This is a genomic window from Mesorhizobium sp. M0894, from assembly GCF_040319725.1.
In the GTDB taxonomy this organism is placed as follows: domain Bacteria; phylum Pseudomonadota; class Alphaproteobacteria; order Rhizobiales; family Rhizobiaceae; genus Mesorhizobium.
Window position 1 is genome coordinate 58,296 of record NZ_JAMYOG010000001.1, and the last position, 23,358, is coordinate 81,653.

The 23,358-nt window shown below is 63.0% G+C and carries 27 protein-coding genes; 17 read left to right on the forward strand and 10 right to left on the reverse strand.

The features are described from left to right. Window positions 1–89: 89 nt before the first annotated feature. A complete protein-coding gene (locus NKH91_RS00345) occupies window positions 90–1,028 on the reverse strand; it encodes a diacylglycerol/lipid kinase family protein (RefSeq protein WP_352846633.1) in 939 nt (312 codons plus the stop codon). A gap of 735 nt (window positions 1,029–1,763) precedes the next feature. On the opposite strand from NKH91_RS00345, the gene NKH91_RS00350 reads away from it, so the two are divergent. From NKH91_RS00350 to NKH91_RS00360, 3 genes are all read left to right on the forward strand, one after another. Continuing rightward, a complete protein-coding gene (locus NKH91_RS00350; protein ID WP_023719157.1) occupies window positions 1,764–2,198 on the forward strand; it encodes a DUF4383 domain-containing protein in 435 nt (144 codons plus the stop codon). A gap of 6 nt (window positions 2,199–2,204) precedes the next feature. Next, the gene (locus NKH91_RS00355; RefSeq protein WP_352846631.1) at window positions 2,205–3,335 is read left to right on the forward strand and encodes a hypothetical protein; all 1,131 of its coding nucleotides are present in this window, start codon (window positions 2,205–2,207) and stop codon (window positions 3,333–3,335) included. A gap of 160 nt (window positions 3,336–3,495) precedes the next feature. Beyond that, window positions 3,496–4,011, forward strand: coding sequence for a hypothetical protein (locus NKH91_RS00360; RefSeq protein WP_352846629.1), 516 nt, complete (start codon window positions 3,496–3,498; stop codon window positions 4,009–4,011). 8 nt (window positions 4,012–4,019) lie between these two features. On the opposite strand, the gene NKH91_RS00365 is transcribed toward NKH91_RS00360, so the two are convergent. After that, window positions 4,020–5,642: an FAD-binding oxidoreductase gene (locus NKH91_RS00365; protein ID WP_352483104.1), complete on the reverse strand. Its 1,623-nt coding sequence runs from the start codon at window positions 5,640–5,642 to the stop codon at window positions 4,020–4,022. Between the two features lie 118 nt (window positions 5,643–5,760). On the opposite strand from NKH91_RS00365, the gene NKH91_RS00370 reads away from it, so the two are divergent. Then, window positions 5,761–6,255 carry a YegJ family protein gene (locus NKH91_RS00370; protein WP_352846627.1) on the forward strand — a complete coding sequence of 165 codons (495 nt, stop codon included), beginning with the start codon at window positions 5,761–5,763 and terminating at the stop codon, window positions 6,253–6,255. Window positions 6,256–6,270: 15 nt separating this feature from the next. Here the strand turns inward: NKH91_RS00370 and NKH91_RS00375 are convergent, their stop codons facing one another. Further along, complete coding sequence (locus NKH91_RS00375) at window positions 6,271–7,242, reverse strand: hypothetical protein (protein ID WP_352494890.1); 972 nt, start codon at window positions 7,240–7,242, stop codon at window positions 6,271–6,273. Window positions 7,243–7,315: 73 nt separating this feature from the next. After that, window positions 7,316–8,356 carry a CapA family protein gene (locus NKH91_RS00380; RefSeq protein WP_352494889.1) on the reverse strand — a complete coding sequence of 347 codons (1,041 nt, stop codon included), beginning with the start codon at window positions 8,354–8,356 and terminating at the stop codon, window positions 7,316–7,318. Between the two features lie 142 nt (window positions 8,357–8,498). On the opposite strand from NKH91_RS00380, the gene NKH91_RS00385 reads away from it, so the two are divergent. From NKH91_RS00385 to NKH91_RS00410, 6 genes are all read left to right on the forward strand, one after another. Next, a complete protein-coding gene (locus NKH91_RS00385; RefSeq protein WP_352846624.1) occupies window positions 8,499–9,752 on the forward strand; it encodes a hypothetical protein in 1,254 nt (417 codons plus the stop codon). Window positions 9,753–9,865: 113 nt separating this feature from the next. Beyond that, window positions 9,866–13,027 (forward strand): excinuclease ABC subunit UvrB, encoded by a 3,162-nt coding sequence (uvrB, locus tag NKH91_RS00390; protein ID WP_352846621.1) that lies wholly within the window; start codon window positions 9,866–9,868, stop codon window positions 13,025–13,027. Window positions 13,028–13,394: 367 nt separating this feature from the next. Then, window positions 13,395–14,924, forward strand: coding sequence for an ABC-F family ATP-binding cassette domain-containing protein (locus NKH91_RS00395; protein ID WP_352846619.1), 1,530 nt, complete (start codon window positions 13,395–13,397; stop codon window positions 14,922–14,924). A gap of 104 nt (window positions 14,925–15,028) precedes the next feature. Continuing rightward, entirely contained in the window at window positions 15,029–15,202 is a 174-nt protein-coding gene (locus tag NKH91_RS00400) for a hypothetical protein (RefSeq protein ID WP_023719167.1), read from the forward strand. A 128-nt stretch (window positions 15,203–15,330) separates the two neighbouring features. Further along, the gene (locus NKH91_RS00405; protein ID WP_352846617.1) at window positions 15,331–15,759 is read left to right on the forward strand and encodes a VOC family protein; all 429 of its coding nucleotides are present in this window, start codon (window positions 15,331–15,333) and stop codon (window positions 15,757–15,759) included. 71 nt (window positions 15,760–15,830) lie between these two features. Further along, on the forward strand, window positions 15,831–16,184 hold the full coding sequence (locus NKH91_RS00410; RefSeq protein ID WP_023719169.1) for a DUF1428 domain-containing protein: 354 nt from the start codon (window positions 15,831–15,833) through the stop codon (window positions 16,182–16,184). 109 nt (window positions 16,185–16,293) lie between these two features. On the opposite strand, the gene NKH91_RS00415 is transcribed toward NKH91_RS00410, so the two are convergent. The 3 genes from NKH91_RS00415 to NKH91_RS00425 form a co-directional block, all read right to left on the reverse strand. After that, window positions 16,294–17,928 (reverse strand): tetratricopeptide repeat-containing sulfotransferase family protein, encoded by a 1,635-nt coding sequence (locus NKH91_RS00415; RefSeq protein ID WP_352846614.1) that lies wholly within the window; start codon window positions 17,926–17,928, stop codon window positions 16,294–16,296. Between the two features lie 172 nt (window positions 17,929–18,100). Continuing rightward, complete coding sequence (locus tag NKH91_RS00420; protein ID WP_352846612.1) at window positions 18,101–18,367, reverse strand: DUF1488 family protein; 267 nt, start codon at window positions 18,365–18,367, stop codon at window positions 18,101–18,103. A 9-nt stretch (window positions 18,368–18,376) separates the two neighbouring features. Beyond that, on the reverse strand, window positions 18,377–18,559 hold the full coding sequence (locus NKH91_RS00425; RefSeq protein ID WP_023719172.1) for a hypothetical protein: 183 nt from the start codon (window positions 18,557–18,559) through the stop codon (window positions 18,377–18,379). 334 nt (window positions 18,560–18,893) lie between these two features. Between NKH91_RS00425 and NKH91_RS00430 the strand changes: the two genes are divergently transcribed. The 4 genes from NKH91_RS00430 to NKH91_RS00445 are packed head-to-tail and all read left to right on the forward strand — an operon-like array spanning window position 18,894 to window position 19,838. Further along, window positions 18,894–19,160 carry a hypothetical protein gene (locus NKH91_RS00430; protein WP_352846610.1) on the forward strand — a complete coding sequence of 89 codons (267 nt, stop codon included), beginning with the start codon at window positions 18,894–18,896 and terminating at the stop codon, window positions 19,158–19,160. After that, on the forward strand, window positions 19,157–19,402 hold the full coding sequence (locus NKH91_RS00435; protein WP_352846608.1) for a hypothetical protein: 246 nt from the start codon (window positions 19,157–19,159) through the stop codon (window positions 19,400–19,402). Before NKH91_RS00430 ends, NKH91_RS00435 begins: the two co-directional genes overlap by 4 nt. 38 nt (window positions 19,403–19,440) lie before the next feature. Continuing rightward, complete coding sequence (locus NKH91_RS00440) at window positions 19,441–19,578, forward strand: hypothetical protein (RefSeq protein ID WP_023719175.1); 138 nt, start codon at window positions 19,441–19,443, stop codon at window positions 19,576–19,578. Between the two features lie 35 nt (window positions 19,579–19,613). Continuing rightward, window positions 19,614–19,838 (forward strand): hypothetical protein, encoded by a 225-nt coding sequence (locus NKH91_RS00445; protein ID WP_292661267.1) that lies wholly within the window; start codon window positions 19,614–19,616, stop codon window positions 19,836–19,838. A gap of 10 nt (window positions 19,839–19,848) precedes the next feature. On the opposite strand, the gene NKH91_RS00450 is transcribed toward NKH91_RS00445, so the two are convergent. Next, window positions 19,849–20,247 (reverse strand): Kazal-type serine protease inhibitor family protein, encoded by a 399-nt coding sequence (locus tag NKH91_RS00450; protein ID WP_352846606.1) that lies wholly within the window; start codon window positions 20,245–20,247, stop codon window positions 19,849–19,851. Between the two features lie 507 nt (window positions 20,248–20,754). Between NKH91_RS00450 and NKH91_RS00455 the strand changes: the two genes are divergently transcribed. The 3 genes from NKH91_RS00455 (at window position 20,755) to NKH91_RS00465 (ending at window position 22,011) form a co-directional block, all read left to right on the forward strand. Next, complete coding sequence (locus NKH91_RS00455) at window positions 20,755–20,967, forward strand: cold-shock protein (RefSeq protein WP_006202520.1); 213 nt, start codon at window positions 20,755–20,757, stop codon at window positions 20,965–20,967. Between the two features lie 229 nt (window positions 20,968–21,196). Next, on the forward strand, window positions 21,197–21,409 hold the full coding sequence (locus NKH91_RS00460; RefSeq protein ID WP_006202521.1) for a cold-shock protein: 213 nt from the start codon (window positions 21,197–21,199) through the stop codon (window positions 21,407–21,409). A 191-nt stretch (window positions 21,410–21,600) separates the two neighbouring features. Continuing rightward, entirely contained in the window at window positions 21,601–22,011 is a 411-nt protein-coding gene (locus NKH91_RS00465) for a BA14K family protein (RefSeq protein WP_023719178.1), read from the forward strand. 79 nt (window positions 22,012–22,090) lie between these two features. Here the strand turns inward: NKH91_RS00465 and NKH91_RS00470 are convergent, their stop codons facing one another. Together NKH91_RS00470 and NKH91_RS00475 are read right to left on the reverse strand one after the other, a co-directional pair. Continuing rightward, on the reverse strand, window positions 22,091–22,732 hold the full coding sequence (locus NKH91_RS00470; protein ID WP_352496093.1) for an MBL fold metallo-hydrolase: 642 nt from the start codon (window positions 22,730–22,732) through the stop codon (window positions 22,091–22,093). Between the two features lie 180 nt (window positions 22,733–22,912). Further along, window positions 22,913–23,227, reverse strand: a complete 315-nt coding sequence (locus NKH91_RS00475; RefSeq protein WP_023719180.1) for a hypothetical protein — start codon at window positions 23,225–23,227, stop codon at window positions 22,913–22,915. Window positions 23,228–23,358 lie beyond the last annotated feature (131 nt).

Consider the following 23,358-nt stretch of genomic DNA (forward strand, 5'->3'; position numbering starts at 1 on the left):
TGGCCGGATTATCAATTGATTTCAGTCGATTGGAGAGATCGCCGGAACCAGAGCCGCAGTCAACTGAATCAAAGTCTTAACAGCTTGATTCAATATCTCAGCGTCAATGCGCCGGGCAGGATCTCGAAGGTCGCCGGTATGCGACCCGGCGATTCGCCATCTATGTCGATCAGCGCGGCGTTCTTTTGCACATCGCCGAGCGGCTCGACAACCACTTTCTTGCCACGCAGAATGGTGATCGCCGGATGGTTGCGGTGCCGCCCGCCATAGAGCAGGCGAATGTCCCAGATCAACTTCAGCTTGCCGGCGGCGCGCAGGATGACGATGTCGAACTCGCCGTCGTTAAGCTCGGCGTCGGGCGCGATCATCATGCCGCCGCCGAAGAATTTCCCGTTGGCCACCGCCACCAGCGCCATGCGCGCCTCGACCGGGGCACCGTCATCGACGGTGATCGCAACGTCCTGGAACCGGTAGCGAAGGAATTCCCAGACCGTGCGCCAGTAGAACAGCGCCTTGGCCGAAACCTTGCCCTTGCGCTTGTCGGCGTTGACGGCACGGTCGGTGGCGCCGGAAAGCCCGAGGCTGGCGATGTTGATGAAATGGCGGCTGGCCAGCGCGCCGTGGTCGTCGACATAGCTGATGCACCCGGCATCGACCTTGCGCCCCTTGGCCTCGGCAATCCGCTTCAGTGTCAGATCGACATTATTCGATAGGCCGAGCCCGCGGGCGAAGTCGATGCCGGTGCCGCACGGCAGCAGCCCAAGTTCGGCCGTCCGGCCGCTTTCCCGGAAAGCCTTCAGCAGCCCGTCGGCGACTTCGCTGGCGGTGCCGTCGCCGCCGGCCGCAATCACCAGCTCGAAGCCGATGGCGGCAAGGTCGAGCGCCAGCCGTTCGGCATCGCCCTCGGCCTGCGTTTCACGCAGCTCGAAATCGCCGAAATGTCTTTTCAGCGAAGCCGCAACCTCTGGCCAATGCCGCTTGAGCCTGCCGCCGCCGGCGATCGGATTGAGAACCACCGCGATCTTCAAGCCTGCCTCCCCAAGGCCATCGAACACGCCTTCCAATCATTTGCCGCCATTGAAGCCCGCGCCGGCCCGCGGGGCAAGATCGAATGTCCGACAATGCGGCCTCCGCATCGAGGCGGCAAATCCCGGCCGGCGTCGGCAGAGATCGGAAAGTCGCTATTTTGGCAGGGTCAGTCCCCGATAATCCCGCTATTCACAGGCTTGCGGCAGTTTCGCCAAACGCTTATCCGGCGTACATTAAACCCATCTCAGGCGGCTACCGATCGCCACGCCGAAAGGCAAAGCGGAACGGCGGATTTCCTGAGGCCCGTACGGCCCTGAACGAGAACAGGCTTGCTTGTTGGAGGGATGGAAGCCGAGACCTACGGGGCCGCGGAAAGCGTGCGAACGCCAACGGCGGACCGATGCTGCCATGAAGGACGGCAAAAACCTTCGATGGCGCGCTGGGCAAAGCTCGCAAGAGTGGAGACCGGCGTGGTCCGGAACGGACGCTGCCCTCGGGTGGCGACTGGCGGGACCGTCAAAATCAAGGCCGGCATGGCGGGACATCTTTCGGGAGTTGCCGCCGCGACCGTGTCCTGATCTGACAGGGAGGCGCTGGGAGAAATCCCGGCGCCGACTGTCTTTGTGGCTCCGCCTGACGATTTTGCCGGCGACGCTTCACCCTGCGCCAAAATCAGCTACTATCCATTAGCCGTCGGGGGCCGTTTGAGAAGGCTGACGGCAGGGGGATACTTCATGACGCTCATCCAGAAGCTTGCTGTTGCCTATGCTTTCCTGTTCTTCGGTGTTGTTGCGATCGGCTATGTGCCGGCCTTCAACGATGCCGGCGGCAATCTGTTCGGCCTGTTCTCGCTGCAATGGTATGACGATTTGCTGCACGCCTTCTCCGGCGTGTGGGCGCTGGCCGCCGCCTTCATCTCGCACCGCCAGGCGGTGTTCTATTTCAAGCTGTTCGGATCGGTCTATCTGTTCGACGGCGTGCTCGGCCTGGTCACCGGTTCCGGCTGCCTCGATGGCGGCATTTTCATCAACGGCTTCCGCTCCTTGAACGACATCGAATTCCCCGCCCGCTTCTTCGCCAACCTGCCTCACATCGTCATCGGCGGCTTCGCCGTCTATGTCGGGTTCTGGCTGTCGAAACGCGTGTACGACCATTTCGCCACGGCCTGACCGGCCATGTTCCTGTTCCGCTGGCTGAAGCGCATTATCAAGGCGATCCTCTGGCTCGTCGTCATTGTCGTGTTGATCCCGATCGCCGGGCTGGCCTACGGCTTTCTCACGACGCCGTCGCTGGACACAACACCATTGCCGGGCGTCACTGAGGGTGCCCCGCCGACGGCGCTGGCCGACAAGGTCCGTGCCGAGATCCCCGGCTACCAGCGGCCGGAGGAATCGACCTTTCTGACCTATCCGGAATGGGCCATCGTCTACGCCGCCCGCGAATATGCCGGCTTCGTCGACAAGAACCAGCCGAGCGGTTTTCCCTATCTCTCCTATATCGGCCGCTTCTGGCAGGACTATGCGATGGTGGTCCGCGCCAGCTCCGCCTACAAGTTCAACCTCGACAACCACCAGATGCTGGTGATCATCGGCACCAGCCACACGATCGAGCACGCCATCCAATGGGCCTATGAAAATACGGTCGGCCGCATTACCGAAGCGACGGCCGGCAAGCGCACCGCCGTCGACATCTACCAGGCCGAGGTGGCGGCGGAGTATGCCGGTTTTCTCGACCAGGTGCCGTGGTACCAGTTTCCCTATGCCGAAAAGCGTGCCGGCCTGTTTGCCGTCCAGCCGGCAGCGGACGACAGCGCCGTCCGCACCAGCGAACGCAAGCTCGCCTTCGGCCTCGCCTACACCATCAAGCAGGGTTACGCCGATCTGATCAAGTCGGCGCTCGCCGCCACCACCGACCCGGCCTTGCTCGACATCCACGTCTGGGCCAAGGGTCCGGTCAGCGAGGTGACCCGCAACGAGCCCGACACCTTGCTGGAGCGCGATCTCGGCGCCGACGGCACGGTCTTCGTCACCAGGCGCTATCAGGTGTTCACCGACATGATCCCGCGCCTGATCGGCAAGGGCGTCTCCTTCGTCGAGATCGGCGGCAATGACGAGATCATGGTCACCGTGCTTTCCAATGACGAGATCAATGTTCCCCAAGGCGCACGCACCTTGTTCAGCTACCCGCTTCCGGCGGAACCTTCGACGCGCCGCACCGGCCTGACCGTCGCCGTGCGCAAGCTGCACGTCGTGCTGCCGGCGCTGATGACGGCGGGCGCCAGGCTCGAGCACGTCTACGACTACTGAGGCCTTTCGGTCACAGCCGGCCTCGGCAAGACGTTGCGTGATGCTCCGCCACGCTCATTCCACAATCGCGGCCAAATCCCGCCTTGTTCCGCAACGATTGATGATGCCGTAGCACTTTGATCTTGCGCACATGCGCCGGGCAATTCGGAGGGACAAGACCGTGATCAAGACCGCCCTTGTCGCCATGACCATCGTCGGCTGCGACTGCGACGCCAGGCTTTGCGAATATATCGGCGAGACGCCCGCCAAGTGGTCGACCATCGCTGAATGCGAAGCGGCGATGAAAAGCCAGATGCTGCACGAGCGCAATTTCGATTATCCGCTGGTCTCGGGCATCTGCCGGACACAGAACTCGTCTTCGTCATCGCAGCTCGCGGCGACCACTTCGGAGCCCGAATTGACGACGGCCAGTACGGCCGCGACAGAGCCGCTGCCAGCAGAACTGAGCCATCGGCCCAGTGCAGCGGTCGGAACGCAGGCGACGGCGACGGAAACAGAAGCCGTCCGGCCGGTCGCCTACGAAGCGGCGGTCGATGGCGGCAGCGCCCTGCTCTACCGCACGAAGACCGGTTACGCCGTGGTCAAGACCGATCTCGGCCGCGCCGCGTCGGCAACGATCGGCATCGCCAGGCACTCGGCGAACTGGCTGGCGGCGAAGCTGCCTGACGGTCTGTAACCGGCACTTCAGGCCGTGCCGATCAGTGCCTTGATGGCGCGGTAAAAAGTCGAGGAAAACAGCTCCCCCGGATCGTATTGCCGCTTCTTCGCCAGGAAGGACGGCAGTTCCGGATAGGAGGCAAGCAGCTCCTTGCCCGTGTAGTGGAGTTGGTAGGGCAGGAAAAAACGCCCGCCATGCTTGATCGTCACGTCGATCAGCGCCCTTGTCAGTGCCCGCATCCTGGCATTGCCGTCGGCGTCGGTCGGCTGATTGATGTAGAGCACCAGCGAATAGGCCGGCTCCGGCGCATAATTCAGCGCCACATCCTCCTTGTGGACGATGCGTACCGACGCGTTGAGCACCGGCAGGCTCTGGTTGCGCAGGATCTCGCGCGCTTCCGCGATGAACGGGTTATAGGCCGCCCGCGGGATGAAATATTCGTGCAGTATGTCGGTCTCGTCGAGCAGGTCGTTGAACAGATAGGGCACTGAATCGTGCATCGGGTTGTTGCGCGTGACCAGGCAGGCCTCGCCCTCGGCCATTGCCGTCGTCCGCGCCACCGTGCAGCTCTCGAATTGCGGCTCCAGCGTCTTTTCGGTGAACCATTTCAGCTCCTGGAACAGGCTGCCCCATTTCGCCAGGTTGATGATCACCCGCTTGAGCCCAACCGAGCCCGGTTCACCGATTGCCGGCTGGTCGGCCGGCGGCTGGTCGGCGACCTTGTCATAGCGATAGACGATCATATCCTCGAGGAAATTGCCCGGCGCAGTCGACAGATGCCCATAAAACAGACCAATCGCCCTGTTTGGCTCCAGCACCTCGGCGAAGAACGTCGGGAAATCGTCCGATTTGATGATCTCGCGCGAGGTGCGGTAGACGGCGTTGTCGACGATGTCGAGTGTCGCCTCCAGCACCACGCCGAACAGGCCGTAGCCGCCGACGACGTGGCGGAACAGCTCGGTGTTTTCGGCCGGTGAGCAGGTCGTCACCGAACCGTCGGCCAGCATCACCCGCATCGAACGGATCGAGCCGGCGACCGAGCCGGCCTGATGGTCCATGCCATGCGCGTTGACCGACAGCGAGCCGCCGACCGAAAAGATGTCGGTCGACTGCATCGCCTTCACCGCGAAGCGCGGGTGCAAAAGGTTCTGGATGTCGTGCCAGCGCGCGCCCGGCTGCAAGGTCATCGCCTTCGCCGCCGCATCGACGCTGATCTTGTTGAATTTGCGCATGTCGAGGACCAGTGCGTTATCGTCGAAGGCGTGGCCGCCCATCGAGTGGCGCACCGCCGCGACCGAGACCTTCAGGCCATTGGTGCGGGCAAAGGCCAACGCGCTCGCAATGTGGTTTTCCTCGCTGACTTCGATAACGCCGTAGACCGGCGTCATCGAAAGGCCGCTGGCATCGTTGATGTCGCCGCCCTTGGTCAGCCATGGCAGCGACGGATCGTAGGCTGGCGCGTTCTCCAGCGGCTTCAGCGCCAGGTCGATGCCGTCAATGTCGGCAATGCGCCCGGAATTCTTCTGCGCCGACGGGCCGCGGGCCAGCCGCGCCACGGTCGTGCCGCCCCAGACCATCGCGCCGCCGACCACCGCCGCACCAAGCAGCAGCCGCCGCGACAGGCGAAACCCCTTGCGTTCCTCGATCATAGCCCCACCCCACTGTCCCAGGAATAGCGCCTGATGGAGACAAAAACCAGTTGCCAATCAGACGTTCGGCGAATGATGATCCGGTTTGTCTGGCGGAAATGTCGAAAGCAGTCTCACCATGAAGCTTGCAGCCCGTACCGCGCTTGCCCTGTTGCTCGCGTTTGCTCCGGCATCAGCCGACGCGCAAACTCCTGGTCAGGGCGACGACAAGGTCGTCAGCGTAGCTGGCGACGATCCGGAGATGGCGGCCGCTATCGAGCAGGCGCGTGCCGGTCTCGACGACTTCGTGGCATTGGCCGACGCGCCTCCATCCGGAACCGCCGACTTCCAATTGAAAGTCATGGTCAGGGACGGGGACGCCACGGAACATTTCTGGGTCATTCCCTTCCACCGTACGGCGGCCGGATTTGCGGGAACCTTGGACAACGAGCCGCAGACCGTTCACAACGTCGTGGCAGGCCAGGAGATCGAATTCAGCCGGGACGATATTTCCGACTGGGGTTATATGAAGAACGGACGCCGGGTGGGAAGCTTCACTGTCTGCGTTCTCTTCAAAAAGATGTCGAAGGATGACGCCGACTATTATCGCCAGAACTATGGCTTCGGTTGTTGACGGCTGAATTCCAGTTCAACCGGCTTCTACATCGTTCACGCCGATCTTTCGCACCAGCGCCGCTGTCGCCAGGATCGCGCCCATGTCGGCGATCATCGGCGCGACATGCTTGGTGTAGTCGAGGCGCGTGGAGATATCCGGCAGCTCGAAGAAATTCCTTTCCTGCGGCAGCAGCAAGAAGCCGTCGCTGCCGCTGAGCGCAACGCGTGCCGGATCGTTCGGCCGGGTTTCGCCGAGCCATCGCAGCGCCTGCGCCAGCCGGCCGGTCACCAGCGGCTGCGCCGCCTCGATATTGTCGGTGCGGAACTCGTAGGCGGCATCGAGCTCCGGCACGCCGCTGGACAGTTCCTGCATCTTGCTGCCGAAGATGCCGCGGAAGAAGCCGACGACCTTGTTGGTCCGGCGCGCGGCGACCAATGTGCCGGGGAACGGCACGATCGTCTCGAAGGCGACGATGACGCCCTTGAACACTGCTGTCGTGCTCTTGCCCGTCCCTTCCCGGAGATCTGCTTCGTAAAGCTCGAACGGAAACCTTTCATAGCGGCCGGAAAAAACATCGTCGAAAGACTGCCGGCTGAACGGGCCAACCGTCTCACGCGGCAACCGGTCAAACGAATTCGGCTTGACGTTGTGCCGGTATTGCATGTTCTCGATGAAGCCGAAGACGATCGGCAGCAGAGTGCTGCGGAACGACTGCCGCAATTTGCCCGCCGGCTTGATCGCCTTGAAATAGAGCAGGATTGCCGCCAGGAAGCCGCCGATATAGAGGAACACATGCGGGGTCGAGAACCACTGCTCGTTCGGGTCGGCAACCCCGTTGAAAAGCCAGGCCACAAGCGCCACGAACACCAGCAGCAGTCCGATGAACATCGGCACCCGCCAGCGCGTCTGGCGATGGGCCGAAGCTCTTTCGGCCTCGTAGACCTCGATGTTCTTCCTGATGCCGGCGATCACCGCTTCGCTCGGCATGAAATCCGCTGTTTCCATCGCCCACCCGCCGCCACAAGCTTGCCTGCGTAGCGCATGATAGCCGGTTTTGTGGACCGCGTCAGCGCAGCCATCAGCGCCCGGCACCGAAGATTGCATCGAGGCGGGCCGAAACTCTTTGCCTGGATTTTCCCTTCAACGTTTCGACCGGGACCAGCCGCTCATGATCGCCGGTGCGCAGCCGCATGAAGGCATGCAGCCGGTAGGCGGCGATGGCCCCGCGCGTGCCGGGATCGGCGCTGATGTCGACGACGAGAATGGCGCCGATACGGCCCGGCCATGGCTGGCGCGCGAAGGCAGTGCCGAAGAAATCGCCGAGCCCGTAGGCAACGAGCGTCTTGCCGATCCGCTCGATCGGCTGCACGACGTGGGCATGATGCCCGGCGACCAAGCCGACGCCATGTTCGGCCAGAAGCCGCGCCAGTGCCCGCGTCTTCGCACGCGGAAAATGCCGGAACTCCCAATCCCAATGCGGCACCGCGCAGAGGAGATCGACACCCGATGCGGCACCGCGCGGCCATTGCGTCGGATCGCCTTGCATCGAGACTCGGCCCGCGAATTGAGCCGCGCCGGCGTTGCGCCACAGGGTAAAGCCGGCAAGGCCGATGGTCAGCGGCCCGACCGCAAACCGTTCGACTGGAGCCCCAGCACCGATGGTGCGGCTGCCGAGCCGCGCTATCGCGGCGACAGTCTCGTCGAAGCCGGCAATGCCCTGGTCGAGCACATGGTTGTTGGCCAGCGACAGCACCAGTCTTTCCAGCGAAATGCCGGCGGCGGCCAGCGCCTCGGCAAGAAACCGCTCGCTCATCGCATGGTGCGTGCCGAACCTCGTACCCAAAACAGAGCTCGGCCGTTCCACGACCGGGCTTTCGCAATTGCCGACCACGAGATCGGCCGAGGCGAGCAGCGCCGCGATCGCCGGATCGCAGTCCGGCACACGACGATTGGCCACCGCCGAGATGTCGCCGACGAATGCCAGCCGCACCGTCCGCGCCGGCGCCGGTTCGAGCAGGGCTGCCGCCATCGGAGCGAAGCCGCGAGCCGCGCCGCCGAGCGAAGGCCGGAGGAAACGGGGCAGCCAGGACAGTTTGTAGGAAAGCGGATAATTCGACACGCGACGCCCAATCGTTTGCCCTGTGTAGACCGTCCGCCGGATTGATTGAAGCGTCGACTGTTATCGGTGAACCACAGGGCTACAGGCGCGCGAACCAAATGCGTGTATGATCCACTGCGGAGCGACAAAAGGGGCGATCACGATGACGCGTTTTTCCAGGCTGATGGCAGGCGCCATCGTTCTTCTCCTGCCGCTGTCCTCGGCCAGAGCCGCGGCTCCCGAACCGACGGCCCTGTTCGAGGCAAAAACCGTGGCCGAGCGCGACAGCGCGCTAGCCGCGCTGGAAGCCGCCGCGCCCGGCAATCCGGCATCGGCCTATGCCGCCGGCGCCGGGGAATTCTTCACCGCGCTGGAGATCCTGGCGGGCGGTCTGCACCGCCACGGTTTCGACAGCCCGCAATCGTTCATGCTGCCGCTGATGCGGCTGCCGGTGCCGGACAATGTCGATCCCGAGCCGCTGACCTACGAACAATTCCGCGCCATTCTCGTCGCCTTCCGCGACCGGTTGGAGAAGTCCGCAGCCACGCTGGGCTCGGTACCCGCCGACGCGGATATCGGCATGGTCATCGACCTGACCCGTCTCGGCATCGATCTCAACGAGGACGGCCAGATCGCGCCGGACGAAAGTGCCGCCGCGATCATGGCGTCCCTGTCACGCGGCGGCGGTGCGCCAGACGCGGCCGCACCCGCCCTCACCTTCCGCTTCGACCGCGCCGACGGTTACTGGTTGCAGGGCTATGCCGAGTTCCTGATGGCGCAGGCCGATTTCTGGCTGGCGCATGACTTCAGCAACACCTTCGACGGCTCCTTCCACATGCTGTTCCCGCGCGCAAAACTGCCGCTGCAGGACACGCTCGTGCCGCTGGACGGTGGCATGAATGGCGGCATCCTGTCGTCCGAATGGCGGCTCGCCGACTTCATCTCCCTGGTCCATCTCGTCAACTGGCAAGTGGTCGAGCCGGAGCGCCGGCAAGCGGCGCGCCGCCATCTCATGGAAATGATCCGGCTGTCGCGCGAGGACTGGAAAGCCATCCGCGCCGAAACCGACAATGACCGTGAATGGCTGCCCGGGCCGCAGCAAAAAGGCGCCAGCCCGCTCACCGGCCTCGACGTCGGCGAGCAGCAGGTGCAGGCCTGGCTCGCCGCGCTGGCCATGGCCGAGGATCTTCTGGAAGGCCGCACCTTGCTGCCGCATTTCCGCATCGCCGACAAAGGCATCAACATGAAGCGCTTCTTCGACGAGCCGAAGCCCTTCGACCTGGTGCTGTCGATCACCGGCCCGGCCATCGCGCCCTATCTCGAACGCGGCAAGATTCTCACCAGCGAGGAGTTCAACCAGATCCAGCGCCAATTCGGCGGCGCCGGGTTTCTGACATTTGCGCTTTGGTTTAATTGAGCGGGAAACTTGGACGGTGCTCCTGACACCCTTCTGTCAGCAGCTGGATTGTGCCTCGCGCCCCTTGGCACTCCGCTCTTTCCATTTTGGCCGATACCTCCCATATTCGGGCCATGGCCAGACTCTCCGACAAGAAAACGCCGCCGCCGGCGAATGACGATCGCGCATCGCCGCCCAAGCGGCGCAGTCCGCTGACCGATTTCCTCGATGCCTCGGAGCCACTGCACGGCTTTGCCGAAGCGCCGCAGGCCGAGCTCACCGGCGCGCCGCTAACCGGCTCGATCGCCGACTGGGCCGAGCAGATCGAGCAGGAAGCCGAGAAGGAAGGGCGCGTTTCCGGCAAAGTCGGCGGCAAATTAGCGAAGTCGGCGAAAAAGATCCCCGAGCGCTCGTCTTCCCCCGGCCGTACGGCACGCGGCACCTCGATGGGCGGCGCGGCTTCGGCGCGGGAGCGCACCGCGGCCGGTCTCAATCCTGTCGCCGGCCTCGATGTCTCACTGGAAGAGGCCGAGACCATGGCTTCGGGCGGCGTCACCGCCACCGTCGCGGCGTTGTCGGCGCTGATCGAATCCGGCAATCCGCTGCACAAGGACGGCGTGCTGTGGACGCCGCACCGCCCTGCCCGGCCGGAAAAATCCGAAGGCGGCATCGCCATCAAGATGGTCTCGGATTTCGAGCCGGCCGGCGACCAGCCGACGGCGATCAAGGATCTGGTCGAGGGTGTCAACAGCAACGACCGCACCCAGGTGCTGCTCGGCGTCACCGGCTCGGGCAAGACCTTCACCATGGCTAAGGTGATCGAGGAGACGCAACGCCCCGCTCTGATCCTGGCGCCCAACAAGACGCTTGCCGCGCAGCTCTATTCCGAGTTCAAGAAATTCTTCCCGGAAAACGCCGTCGAGTATTTTGTCAGCTACTACGACTATTACCAGCCTGAGGCCTATGTGCCCCGGACCGACACCTACATCGAGAAGGAATCCTCGATCAACGAGCAGATCGATCGCATGCGCCACTCGGCGACGCGCTCGCTGCTCGAGCGTGACGACGTCATCATCGTCGCCTCGGTCTCCTGCATCTACGGTATCGGCTCGGTCGAGACCTATACGGCGATGACGTTCCAGATGCAGATCGGCGACCGCCTAGACCAGCGCGCGTTGCTCGCCGACCTCGTCGCCCAGCAATACAAGCGCCAGGACATAAACTTCGTCCGCGGCTCGTTCCGGGTGCGCGGCGACACGATCGAGATCTTCCCGGCTCACCTCGAGGACCGTGCCTGGCGCATCTCGTTGTTCGGCGACGAGATCGAGGCGATCACCGAATTCGATCCGCTGACGGGCCAAAAGACCGGCGAGCTGAAGAGCGTCAAGATCTACGCCAATTCGCACTATGTGACGCCGCGCCCGACCTTGAACCAGGCCATCAAGTCGATCAAGGAAGAACTCAAGCATAGGCTGGTCGAACTCGAACGGGCCGGTCGGTTGCTGGAGGCGCAGCGGCTGGAGCAGCGCACCCGCTTCGACCTGGAGATGCTTGAGGCGACCGGCTCCTGCGCCGGCATCGAGAATTACTCGCGCTATCTGACCGGCCGCCAGCCGGGCGATCCGCCGCCGACCTTGTTCGAATACATCCCCGACAATGCGTTGGTCTTTGTCGACGAAAGCCACGTCACCGTACCGCAGATCGGCGGCATGTATCGCGGCGACTTTCGCCGCAAGGCGACGCTGGCCGAGTACGGGTTCCGCCTGCCGTCCTGCATGGACAACCGGCCGCTGCGCTTCGAGGAGTGGGACGCCATGCGCCCGCTGTCCGTCGCGGTTTCGGCAACACCCGGCGGCTGGGAGATGGAGCAGTCCGGCGGTGTTTTCGCCGAGCAGGTCATCCGCCCGACCGGCCTGATCGACCCGCCGGTCGAGGTGCGCCCAGCCAAGACGCAGGTCGACGATGTGGTGGGCGAAATCCGCGAGACCACCAAGGCCGGCTACCGCACGCTGGTCACCGTGCTGACCAAACGTATGGCCGAGGACCTGACCGAGTATCTGCACGAGCAGGGCATTCGCGTCCGCTACATGCACTCCGATATCGATACGCTGGAGCGCATCGAGATCCTGCGCGACCTGCGCCTCGGCGCCTTCGACGTGCTGGTCGGCATCAACCTGCTGCGCGAAGGCCTCGACATTCCCGAATGCGGCTTCGTCGCCATTCTCGATGCCGACAAGGAAGGGTTCCTGCGCTCCGAGACATCGCTGATCCAGACCATCGGCCGCGCCGCCAGAAACGTCGACGGCAAGGTCATCCTCTACGCCGATCAGGTCACCGGCTCGATGGAGCGGGCGATGGCCGAGACCAATCGCCGTCGCGAAAAGCAGATGGAATGGAACCAGGCCAACGGCATCACCCCGGAATCGGTCAAATCGCGCATCTCCGACATTCTGGACTCGGTCTACGAGAAGGACCATGTCCGCGCCGACATTTCGCAGTTCACCGACAGCGCCGGCGCCATGATGGGCAATAATCTGAAAGCCCATCTCGACGCGCTGGACAAGCAGATGCGCGACGCCGCCGCCAATCTCGACTTCGAGAAGGCGGCGCGCGTCCGCGATGAGATCAAGCGGCTGCGCGACATGGAACTGTCGATCTCGGACGATCCTTTGGCCAAATATGCCGACATGGAAAGCCCCGTCTCCGGCCGCGAGAAGGGTAAGCACAACAAGGGCGTGGCCAAACATCGTACATCAGAGGAACAGGAGCGTTTCCGCAAACTGGACGAGGCACGTGCCACCGAAGAGGCCGCCCGGCCAAACCTCTTCCGCAAGCCGGTGCTCGACGAGATGGGTGCCGACGGCTCGGTGCCGGTCAAGAAGCCGTTGTTTGCCAAGCCGTCGCTGGACGATATGGGCCCCGGCACCGACATGCCGACGCCTTCAGGCGCGGTGTCGCGTTCGCTGTTCAAGAAACAGTCGGCGCAAGAAGCGCACGGCTCCGATTTCGGCATCCCGGGTGAACCGACCAAGCCGCTGTTCAAGAAGAACTCGCTCGACGAGATGACCGTGCGGCGCACAGAAAAGCCGATCGAAGGAAAGGTGCCGGCAAAGCCACAGGCAATCTCCCCCCGTGTGGGGGAGATGCCCGGCAGGGCAGAGGGGGGCGCGAAGGATCGCAACGATTCCGACAAGCCCGTTGTCCGCCAGCGCAGTGGTATCGGCTCCTACGAGGATCCCGCCGATACTCGCCGCGAAAAGCGCCGCCCCGGCAAGACGGGTCGGCCGGGACGGTAGCGATCCTTCGCGCCCCCCTCTGCCCTGCCGAGCATCTCCCCCACACGGGGGGAGATTGGCAGCTTCGGCGCTCCGCTCGCTCCAGCGCCAACCACTTGCCATCGGCCCCGCCCCTGGTGTAACCCAATCCCTATACTCGAACGTCTTGAAAGGAGGGCTGCGTGCATATCGACCACCACCGTCAGCGCGGCCCTGTCCCTGCCCTGCGAGCTTGCTTGCAGGGCTGACCAGAGACGGTCCGGGTTCTCCCGCTTCGATTTTTTTGGTCCGCCCTTCGTGGTGCTGCAACGCCGAGCCTGATGGCCAGCCTGCGCACCGTCAAGTGCATTGAACCGGAATTCAGTCCGGACAGACCAGAGTAATCGACATGGCCCTGATCAGCCTCAAGTCGCTCGGCGTCACCATGAGTGCGCCCCTCTTCTCCAATCTCGACCTCACCATCGGCACCGGCGACCGGCTCGGCATCGTCGCCGCCAACGGCCGCGGCAAATCTACCTTGCTGAAGTGCGTGGCCGGCGAGATGGAGCCGACATCAGGCGACATCACCCGCACGCGCGGCCTGCGCGTCGGCTATGTCGAGCAGGTCATTCCCGCAGCGCTGGCCGGGCGCAGCTTTCATGAGGTGGTGGCCGACGCCTTGCCAGCCGAGCACGCCGAAAGCGAGCTGTGGCGCGTCGATGTGGTCCTCGATTCGCTCGACGTACCCGAGCCGATGCGCGAGCGGCCGATGCGGGCATTGAGCGGCGGCTGGCAAAGGCTGGCGCTGATCGCCCGCGTCTGGGTCACCGATCCCGACGTCCTGCTTCTCGACGAGCCGACCAACCATCTCGACCTCGGCAAGATCAGCCAGCTCGAGACCTGGCTGAACGCGCTGCCGCGTGAGGTGCCCGTGGTGATCGCCAGCCACGACAGGGCGTTCCTCGACGCGACGACCAACCGCACGCTGTTCCTGCGCCCCGAACAGTCGCCGGTCTTTTCGCTGCCCTATTCGCGGGCGAGGCTTGCGCTGGACGAGGTCGACGCTTCGACCGAGCGCAAATTCCAGCGCGACATGAAAGTGGCGCAGCAGCTGCGCCGGCAGGCGGCCAAACTCAACAATATCGGCATCAATTCCGGCAGCGACCTTTTGACGGTCAAGACCAAGCAGCTCAACCAGCGGGCAGAGCGCCTGGAAGAAGCGGCGGCGCCGGCACACCGCGAAAGATTGGCGGGCACGATCAAGCTCACCAATCGCGGCAGCCATGCCAAAGTGCTGATCACGCTCGACGATTTGGTGGTCGGAACGCCTGACGGCACGGTTCTGTTCAGCACCGGCAAGCGCCACATCTGCCAAGGCGACCGCATCGTCCTGCTCGGCCGTAACGGCGTCGGCAAATCACGGCTGATCGGCCTGATCCGGAACGCCATCGTCGAGCCGGAAACGGCGGCGCAAAGCCTGAAGGTGACGCCGTCGACCGTGCTCGGCTATAGCGACCAGGCATTGTCGGGCATCAGCGGCGACGACACGCCGCTGGCGATGCTCTCGCGCGGATTCGACGTTGGCGAGCAGCGCGCCCGCTCGCTGCTCGCGGGCGCCGGCGTCAGCATCGACATGCAGGAGCGCAGGATCAGCGTGCTGTCGGGCGGACAGAAGGCGCGGCTGATGATGCTGGCGCTCAGGCTCGCCAATCCCAACTTCTATTTACTCGACGAGCCGACCAACCACCTCGACATCGACGGCCAGGAGGCACTGGAAGCGGAATTGCTGGAACATCAAGCAAGCTGCCTGCTTGCCTCGCACGACCGCTCCTTCATCCGCGCGGTTGGCAACCGCTTCTGGCTGATCGAGAAACGGCGGCTGACCGAGGTCGACGACCCGGAAGCTTTCTTCCGGGAGGTTGCCGAGGCCGACGGTTGAAAAATTGTGGAAAAAAATTCCGGCGCTCTGTCGGATGATGATCGCATGCCACGTCCTTGGGTTGCCGACACGGTGATGCCGGCGCCAATCGAGGAGAAAGCATCATGTCTATTCTGTCATCCATAGGTCACGCCGTGACGCGTTACTCGGCGGCTCGCGCCCGTTATCGCAGCGAACGCGCCATCCTTTCATTGCCGATCGAGTTGCGCAAAGATATCGGCTGGCCGGAAATCGTCGTCGACGCGCAAAACAGCCCGCGGATTCGCATCGAAGGTTGAAAGGTGGCAGTTGGCCGTTGCGGCAGGCGCCATTTCGAATCCAAAAAACCATCGGCCGTGTAGGATCGTCGCCGTTCCGTTCGTCCTGTGGTTCGCAAAGGCAAATCAGACGCAAAGAGGAGCATGACATGAATGACCAGCCGCAGACCCAGCCCGCCGCCAAGGTGCTTGGCGGATTGACGCCCTACCTTCAGCTGGACGGCGCTTTCAAAGCCTCCGAATTTTACCAAAAAGCCTTCGGTGCCGAGCAGGTCTTTGCCTATCCGCCGGACGAACAGGGCCGTACCATGCATATCCATCTCCACATCAACGGTTCGACGCTGATGCTTTCCGACTTCTATCCCGAGCATGGAATGGCCGTTGTGAAGCCGCAGGGCTACACCATGCAGCTCCATCTCGGCAGCGACGACATCGACGCCTGGTGGAAGCGGGCCATCGAGGCTGGCTGCGAGGAAGGCGTGCCGTTGCAGGTGATGTTCTGGGGCGACCGCTGGGGCAATATGCGTGATCCGTTGGGCGTCGAATGGGCAATGAACGCGCCGGTGAAAGCGGCTTAGGATCCCCACACAGGTATGTACCGGAAATCACCGCTCAAGAGGGCGGAAAACAATCGCATGGAGGAAATCAGATGTCTTATGTCGATGGTTTCGTACTTGCCGTGCCGAAGGCAAAGCTCGATGCCTACAAGAAGCTGGCGGAAACCGCCGGCGCCGTCTGGAAGGAGCACGGGGCGCTTGCCTATGTCGAATGCGTCGGCGACGACGTGCCCTATGGCGAGATCACCTCGTTCCCGCGCGCCGTGCAGGCCAAGGACGACGAGGTCGTCATCTTCTCGTGGGTCGTCTATGAATCGCGGCAGAGCCGCGACGCGGTGATGGCCAAGGTGATGGCCGACCCACGCATCAAGTCGGACTGGTCGACGATGCCGTTCGACGGCAAGCGCATGATCTTCGGCGGCTTTCAGCCGTTTATGGAGCTTTGATGCATGTCGCGCAGCGGTTTTGCGATAACGACATGTATAAAAACAAGGATCTAAAGCGCGTCGCATGAGGCCGATCGAGCGCGACGCGCTTTTAAGGCCCAGCGGCGCTCTAAGCCAGCCTGTCGAGCAGCGGCTTCAGCCGGTCGCCATAGCGCTTCCACAGATCGACCGAGCCCTGATACATCGGCTGCCGCACTTGCGCGGCGGACGCCGTGCGCACCGGCCGGTCGGTCTGGTGAAACGACAGCACGGCGTCATCCCATGGCAGGCCGAGATGGGCGATCAGTGCTCGCGACTGGCCTTCCTGGTCGGCGACGAAATCCTCGTAGCGAACGTCGTGCACGACATCAGGCAGCACGGCGTGCCAGTGCGCCATGATGTCGGTGTAGAGATTGTGGAAATCGGCGAGTTCGCCGAGATCGTAGCCGTAGCGGTGGCTGTCGCCGCGGAAGTGCACCTTGTAGATCGACAGGCAGGTCGCTGCCGCATCGCGCGCGCAATGGATGATCTTGGCCTGCGGCAGCATCATGTGGATGAAACCGACCAACAGGAAATTGCCGGGCATCTTATCGGTGACGTGCCGGAACCCGGGATAGCGGGCGTGCAGCATATCGAGATAGGCCTGGCCGGCCTCGGCATAGGCCTTATCGGACATGTCGGCGATGCCCCAGGGAAAGCCGCCCTTCATGCTGAGCGGAAACTGCTTGCCGACCGCCGTCTTCAATATGCCGAGCTCGCCGGCGCCGTAGACCTTCGGATGGCTGGCGATGATCTGCTCGACCAGCGTGGTGCCGGAACGAGGCATGCCGACAATGAAGACCGGCGTGTCGTCGGTAATCCCGCTCGGCCTGTGCTTTTCAAAAAAGGCCTTGTCGAACACCGCCTTCATCGCCTCGAACTCGCCGCGCGTCTTGCCGGCGTCGTAGTCGATGCCCTGGCGGCGGATCGCGTTGCCTTCGGCGAAATAGTCGAAGGCGCGACCATAATCCCTGAGGTCGTCATTGGCCTTGCCGAGGCCGAAGGAAAGCTGCATGCGCGGCAGGCTGCCTTGCGGCGTCTTGGCGTGCTCCGCCTCCATGCGGGCAAGCTCAGCGTCGCGCTCCTTCTGGCGCTTGACCTGGGTGAGCATTAGCCAGGCCCTTGCCATGCCGGGATCCACCGCCAGCGCCTGCCTGAAAAGATCCGCAGCCTCGTCGAGACTGCCCTTTTCCATCAGCCCGACACCCAGGCCATGCAAAAGATCGGCATCCTTCGGCCGGATCGTCAGCGCCTCGCGAAAAACAGCTAATGCCTCATCCAGCCGGCCCGCTTCCTGCAGCGTCTCGGCAAGCCCGACACGGGCGCGGACATGGAACGGGTTGCGACCGATCGTACCGCGATAAATATCCTCGGCGCCTTCGAATTGGCCGAGCTGCTTCAGCGACGAGCCGAGATTGTCGCGCGCCGCCAGTTGGTCCGGCCTGGTTGCCACCACCTTGCGGAAGAGATCGGCTGCGGCCGCGACCCGGCCGAGGTCGCGCAGCACGGTGCCGAGATTGTTGAGGAAATCCGGATTGTTCGGCTGCAGCCGAACCGATTGTTCGATCAGCGCCAGCCCCTCGGCGCTGCGCCCGGTCTGGTGCAGCAGAAGCCCGAGGAAATGCGCGGCGGCCGAGTGGTTAGCCTTTTGCGCCAGCACCTGACGGTAAAGCGCCTCGGCCTCCTGCCGGCGCCCCGCCTGGTGCAGCTGCAGCGCCTGCTGCACGTACTGGTCGAGCCCCAGCGGCGGCTGCCCGCCTGAGCCGTAACGTGCGCCTGCCGGTTGTCTCGGATTTCTGTTGATGGGAAACCTGCCGTGTTGTCCGCCTGCCGCGATCTAGGCCATCGCTGCGGCGCGTGCAAGAGCAGACGACGGGCACTATGGAGCAAACCCCAAACTAGCGGAAGTCGGCCGGCGTCAGCACATACATGTTCCTGCGGCCATGCGAGTAGGCTTCGCGCGCAATATCGTGGATCGACGAACGCTTGGCGTCGAAGGCACTGAGAAATTCGGCCTCGGCTCCGCTTGCGGCCGGGTTTGCCGCCGAAAGTGCCGCAACCTCGACGAAGAACGGGACTTCGAACATGCCGTCATGGCCGACGAAACGAACGCGCTTGGCCGCCGCGTCGTAGGAGCGGCTGGGATTGGGAAAATTGAGTGTCATGGCTGCGCGTCAAATCAGGCGGTTGCTTTCGGCAAGCTGGCGCGCCCGCCGCACCGTGCCGTCGGTATCGGCAAGCCTTCGCCTTGCCGCCTCGTCGCTTCTTATCGTGAGGCGTGGCGACATAACCTTTATCGGCTTTGCGACGGGATTGACTGCAACTGTCGGGACATCCGGTGTTCTTGCGGAATTCATGACTCTCTTCCTTTCATACCTAAATAAATACAAATGCCGGAGGAATTTTTCCGGAAGTTCTTCAAACAATTTTTGAGGTGCACCGGGATCGTATCATCGTTCTGCAAATAACTATAGAAAAGTAATTTTGCGTTGGTAGGGGTAAGAGGCCGGAATCTTCTTGAATAAGCCGCATTTTCGGACTAATGGTATGAAACCGTTTTTGGGTCATGCTTGGGCCCTCGCGGCGTCAGGGTTCTCGGCCCGCCAAACTGATCCAAATCGCCGACACCTGGTACCGCAATGCAGGCTCCGCTTCCGGAGCCAGGCCGGAAAGAAACTTCAAGGCACGAGAATGTCTGCCCGCACCACTCATTCCATCGCGCATTTCGCGGCACCTTTCGTGCTTGGCGGCCTGGATGGCATGCAGCCGGCCGGCGACTATGACATCGACCACGACGAGGAACTGATCGACGGCATGTCGTGGCTTGCCTGGCGCCGCGTCGCCACCTTCATCCATCTGCCGGCAAGGACGGTGAAAAGCCCGACCAGCCGGCTTGTCGCCGTCGACCACGCCGAACTCGAAGCAGCGCTTCGGCACGACCAGGAGAATGCCACATGATCCGCTTCCAGCAGAGTGCGCGGCGCACGGACACGCCGGCGCATATCTTCACCGTCGGCCAGACTGTCCGCATGAAGAGCCGCACCGGCCTTGCCCAAAAGACCGCGGAGTTGTTCCAGATAAAGAGCCGGCTGCCGGTCAAGGACGGCTCGCCGCAATATCGCATTCGCAGCGAGCAGGAGACCTATGAGCGGGTCACCACGGAAGACAATCTCGAACCGGTCGACAACCCGGCCAGTTGAGCCGAAAGCAATCCGCAACACGTATAAGGGATCAGAAAATGGCCAAGGGTCAACAGCGCAGCAATCGCGAGACACGCAAGCCCAAGAAGGACAAGGTGGCGGCAAAACCGGCCTCGCCCTTCGGCTCGGCGGTCAAGCAGGCGGAGACCGCTGTGAAACCCAAGTCCAAAGGCTAGGGTTCGATCGCACGACAATCTGCCTGGAGGCGTGCTTGAACTTCGTCATCGAGTTCTACCGCTCGCGCGATGCCGACGAAGCGATACTCGATCGAGTGTCGCTGGAGGCACCGAACCTGCGCGCCGCCCTGCAAGGCGCCGCCACGCTGCTTCACACGCTGATGATGCCGCAGATCCCCGATCGCCTGCGCATCTCCAACGAGGACGGCGCCGAGCTCTACGTCGGCCCCGCCGATGGTGCCTATCCGGACGAACAGTGAGGCCGGTGCGCTAGCACGGCCCATCATCGACCACCCGATAATCCGCCGCGCGGGCTTCGCATTCGTTGGGGAATGTGCGCAGCTCGCCATGGCGACGAGCGCAGACCGGGCGGTATTCGCGGGTGCAGAATGTCTGCTCCTCACCGCCGCCACCACCGCCGCGGCACTCGCCCTCGCGAATGATGCGGTATCCGGCCCGTTCGGCAAGGCAGGCATTGGCGAAGGTCTGGCGGTCGCCGCCGCGCCGGGCGCAGACCGGGTCATATTGCTTGGTGCAGAATTGCGGCCCCGGCCGTGGCGGGCGCGGCCCTGGCCCCTCGTCGACCACGACGGTGCAGGCCGCAAGAATTGCCGACAGGAACAAGATGGAAAAACCCTGCCGCGAGAAGATTGCCGCAAGAAGCCGCATGAATATTCCCTCCCTCGAAACTCCCGCCCCCGCATAATCGCGCCTGCATCGGGCCGATCCTCGTCAATCTCGCCATTCTGCTGCCAAATGCAACCCCCGTTTGTAGCCTGGCGCATGCAAACCAAGGCGGGTTGCCGGCGCAAGTCCAAAACAGCACCGGCCCAGCTTGCTGGACCATGCCTGGGTTGCGTCTGGCCGATGACCGCGCGGAGAACCAGTTCTATCGGTGCGATGCGTCGGGATGCGCCTGTTGGGCCGCCCGCGGCTCTATCTTGCAAGCATCACGTTTCCGTGCGATAAATTTTGTGTTCGGGCATTTGCGACCCGGAGAGCGGAACGTTTTGGACGACCTTTCCCCGATACTGTGAATCTCTGACAGCCCCGTTTTCGGCGGGGGGTTTTACCATGCGCCAATGCATGACTGCCGAAGCAACCACCGGGACTTGCCCACGGCGCCAGGCGGCGGGCGGAACCACCAAGACTGACACGGGTGAAGGAGTTTCCCCAATGGCCCAGACCGGCACCGTTAAATTCTTCAACGCTACCAAAGGCTTCGGCTTCATTACGCCCGATGGCGGCGCCAAGGATGTATTCGTCCACATCTCGGCGATAGAGGCTTCCGGGCTGCGCACGCTCGTCGACGGTCAGAAGGTCACCTTCGATGTCGAGCCCGACCGTATGGGTAAGGGTCCGAAAGCGGTCAATCTCCGCGCCGCCTGAACGGCGGCCTGCCGCGCGTCCTTTCGGGTGTGTGAGGATGCTGCAAGGCTTTTGGTGTGAACTCGAATTTTATAAAGGCGCGGCGGTTTTCGTCGCGCCTTTTGTGTTCCGGGATGCTTGCCGGCACCCGCAAAACTTTCTCTTGCCGATGGCACTAAAATAAAGGACAAATTTCCGTCCGGGCATTTGCCGGCCCGAGACTGGACTTGTGGGATCAAAGGAGCTTCCCATGCCGCAGACCGGCACCGTCAAATTCTTCAATCACGCCAAGGGCTTCGGCTTCATCACGCCGGACGACGGGGCAAAGGATGTCTTCGTCCATATTTCGGCCGTGCAGGCGTCGGGTCTTCCCGGTCTTGAGGATGGGCAGAAAGTGACATTCGACACCGAGCCGGACAAGCGCGGCAAGGGTCCGAAAGCCGTCAACCTGTCGATCGGCTGAACCAGCCCCGGACAGAATGGACGTGGGCCGGTCTGGCCTGCGGTGTTTGCCGCATGTTTGAACCCCAGTTAAATGAACCGCTTGGTCAAATTTCGTTCAGCCCCCGTTCAGCCACGGTCGCATATTAATCTTCGTTAAAGCCGGACCGCATCCCCCCGAAAACGACCCGGGCCGGCACGAAGGAGACCGACATGAACGGAATTTTCAAGACTGCCATCCTGTCCGCCGCGGTCGTTGCGACCACGCTTGCGACCTTGCCTGCGGCCAGTGCCGATGAATGGCGCCATCACCGCCGCCACCACGGCCACGGCGACGCCGTTGCAGCCGGCGTCCTTGGTCTTGCGGCCGGTGCCCTGATCGGCGGTGCGCTCGCCAGCCCGCAGCCCCGCTATTACGACCCGGCCTATGATGATGAATACTACCGGCCTGCCCCGGTGCGTCGGTATTACGTACAACCGCGAGTGGCCTATGCCGAAAGCTATGCGGAGCCGTGGACCCGCGGCTGGTATGAATACTGCTCGGACCGCTACCAGAGCTTCAACGCGCGTACCGGCACGTTCACCGGCTATGACGGCGAACAGCATTTCTGCACTGCCAACTGAGACAGTTTCCCCTCTGGAACAAAAGCGCTGCCCGGTGGGTGGCGCTTTTTGTTTTTCGCGGTTTCAGACCAGGCCGGCTTTAGACCAAATAAGGATTGCTCCGCCGCTCCTCACCAAAACGGCCGCCGGGACCATGGCCACAGATGAAGCCGATGTCGTCGCCCAACGGCAACAGCTTCTCCTTGATCGAGGCGATCAGCGCGGCGTGGTCGCCGCCCGGCAGGTCGGTGCGGCCGACCGAACCGCGGAACAGCACGTCGCCGACATGGGCGAACTTCGCCGCCCGGTTATAGTAGACGACGTGGCCGGGTGCGTGGCCCGGACAATGGAATACCTCAAACACCTGTGAGCCAAACGAAACGGTCTCGCCCTCGGCGAGGAACCGGTCGGGGACACAGTTGCGCACGGGATCGGTGATGCCGTAGCGCTTTGCCTGGTTCTCGAGATTGGCGAGCAGCGGACGGTCGGCGGCATGCGGGCCGATGATCTCGATATCGAGCGCCTCCTTCAGTTCCATGGCCCCGCCGGCATGGTCGATATGGCCATGCGTGATCCAGATCGCGCCGGCAGTGATCGCATTGTCCTTGAGCGCCGCCAGCACCTTGTCGATGTCGCCGCCCGGATCGACGACGACGCCCTGTCTGTCGTCCATGTCGAAGAGGATGGTGCAGTTCTGTTGGAACGGCGTGACCGGCACGATGCCGGCGTTGAGCTGACCCATATTTGTCCTTTCACACTGTCGGAGCTCCGCGCGTCCCCTCGAACGCGTCAGGAAAGCTCTAACCTTGTTGAATCAGGCCCTGATGTAGAGACACACGCGGACGGCGTCCACCGCTCCCGCAAACGGCAAACGAAATGGGCGGCCGAAGCCGCCCATTTGAAAAGCCTGAAACGTCGAAGCTTATTTCTTCATCGCGTTCATGACCGCACCGATGATGCCGGTCAGGATGGCGCCGCCGCCGGCACCGCCAACGATGTTGGGAATGTTCAACGCGCTGCCGGCCCCTGCCGCCGTGGCGGCTGCTGCCGGATCGACCGCCCCACCGCCCAGCAGGCTGCTGAGGATGGCCGCCCCGCCGACGCCGCCAACAGCGCCGCCCAGGATTTTGGGAAGCTGACCCATCGCCGCCGTCTTGATAGCCGCGCCCACCGCCTGACCACCGATGATACCCGTAATCACCTGAATAATGATCGGAAGAAGCGTGTTCATATCCATATTTCCAATCCCTCCATAGCTGCCAGCCTCCCGGGCCGACGCCATCATGAGACGCCGAATTGGACGAAAGTCAAATGCGCAAACGCTTAAATAAAAGGGGCGGCCCGAAAACCGCCCCTACTTGATAAAAA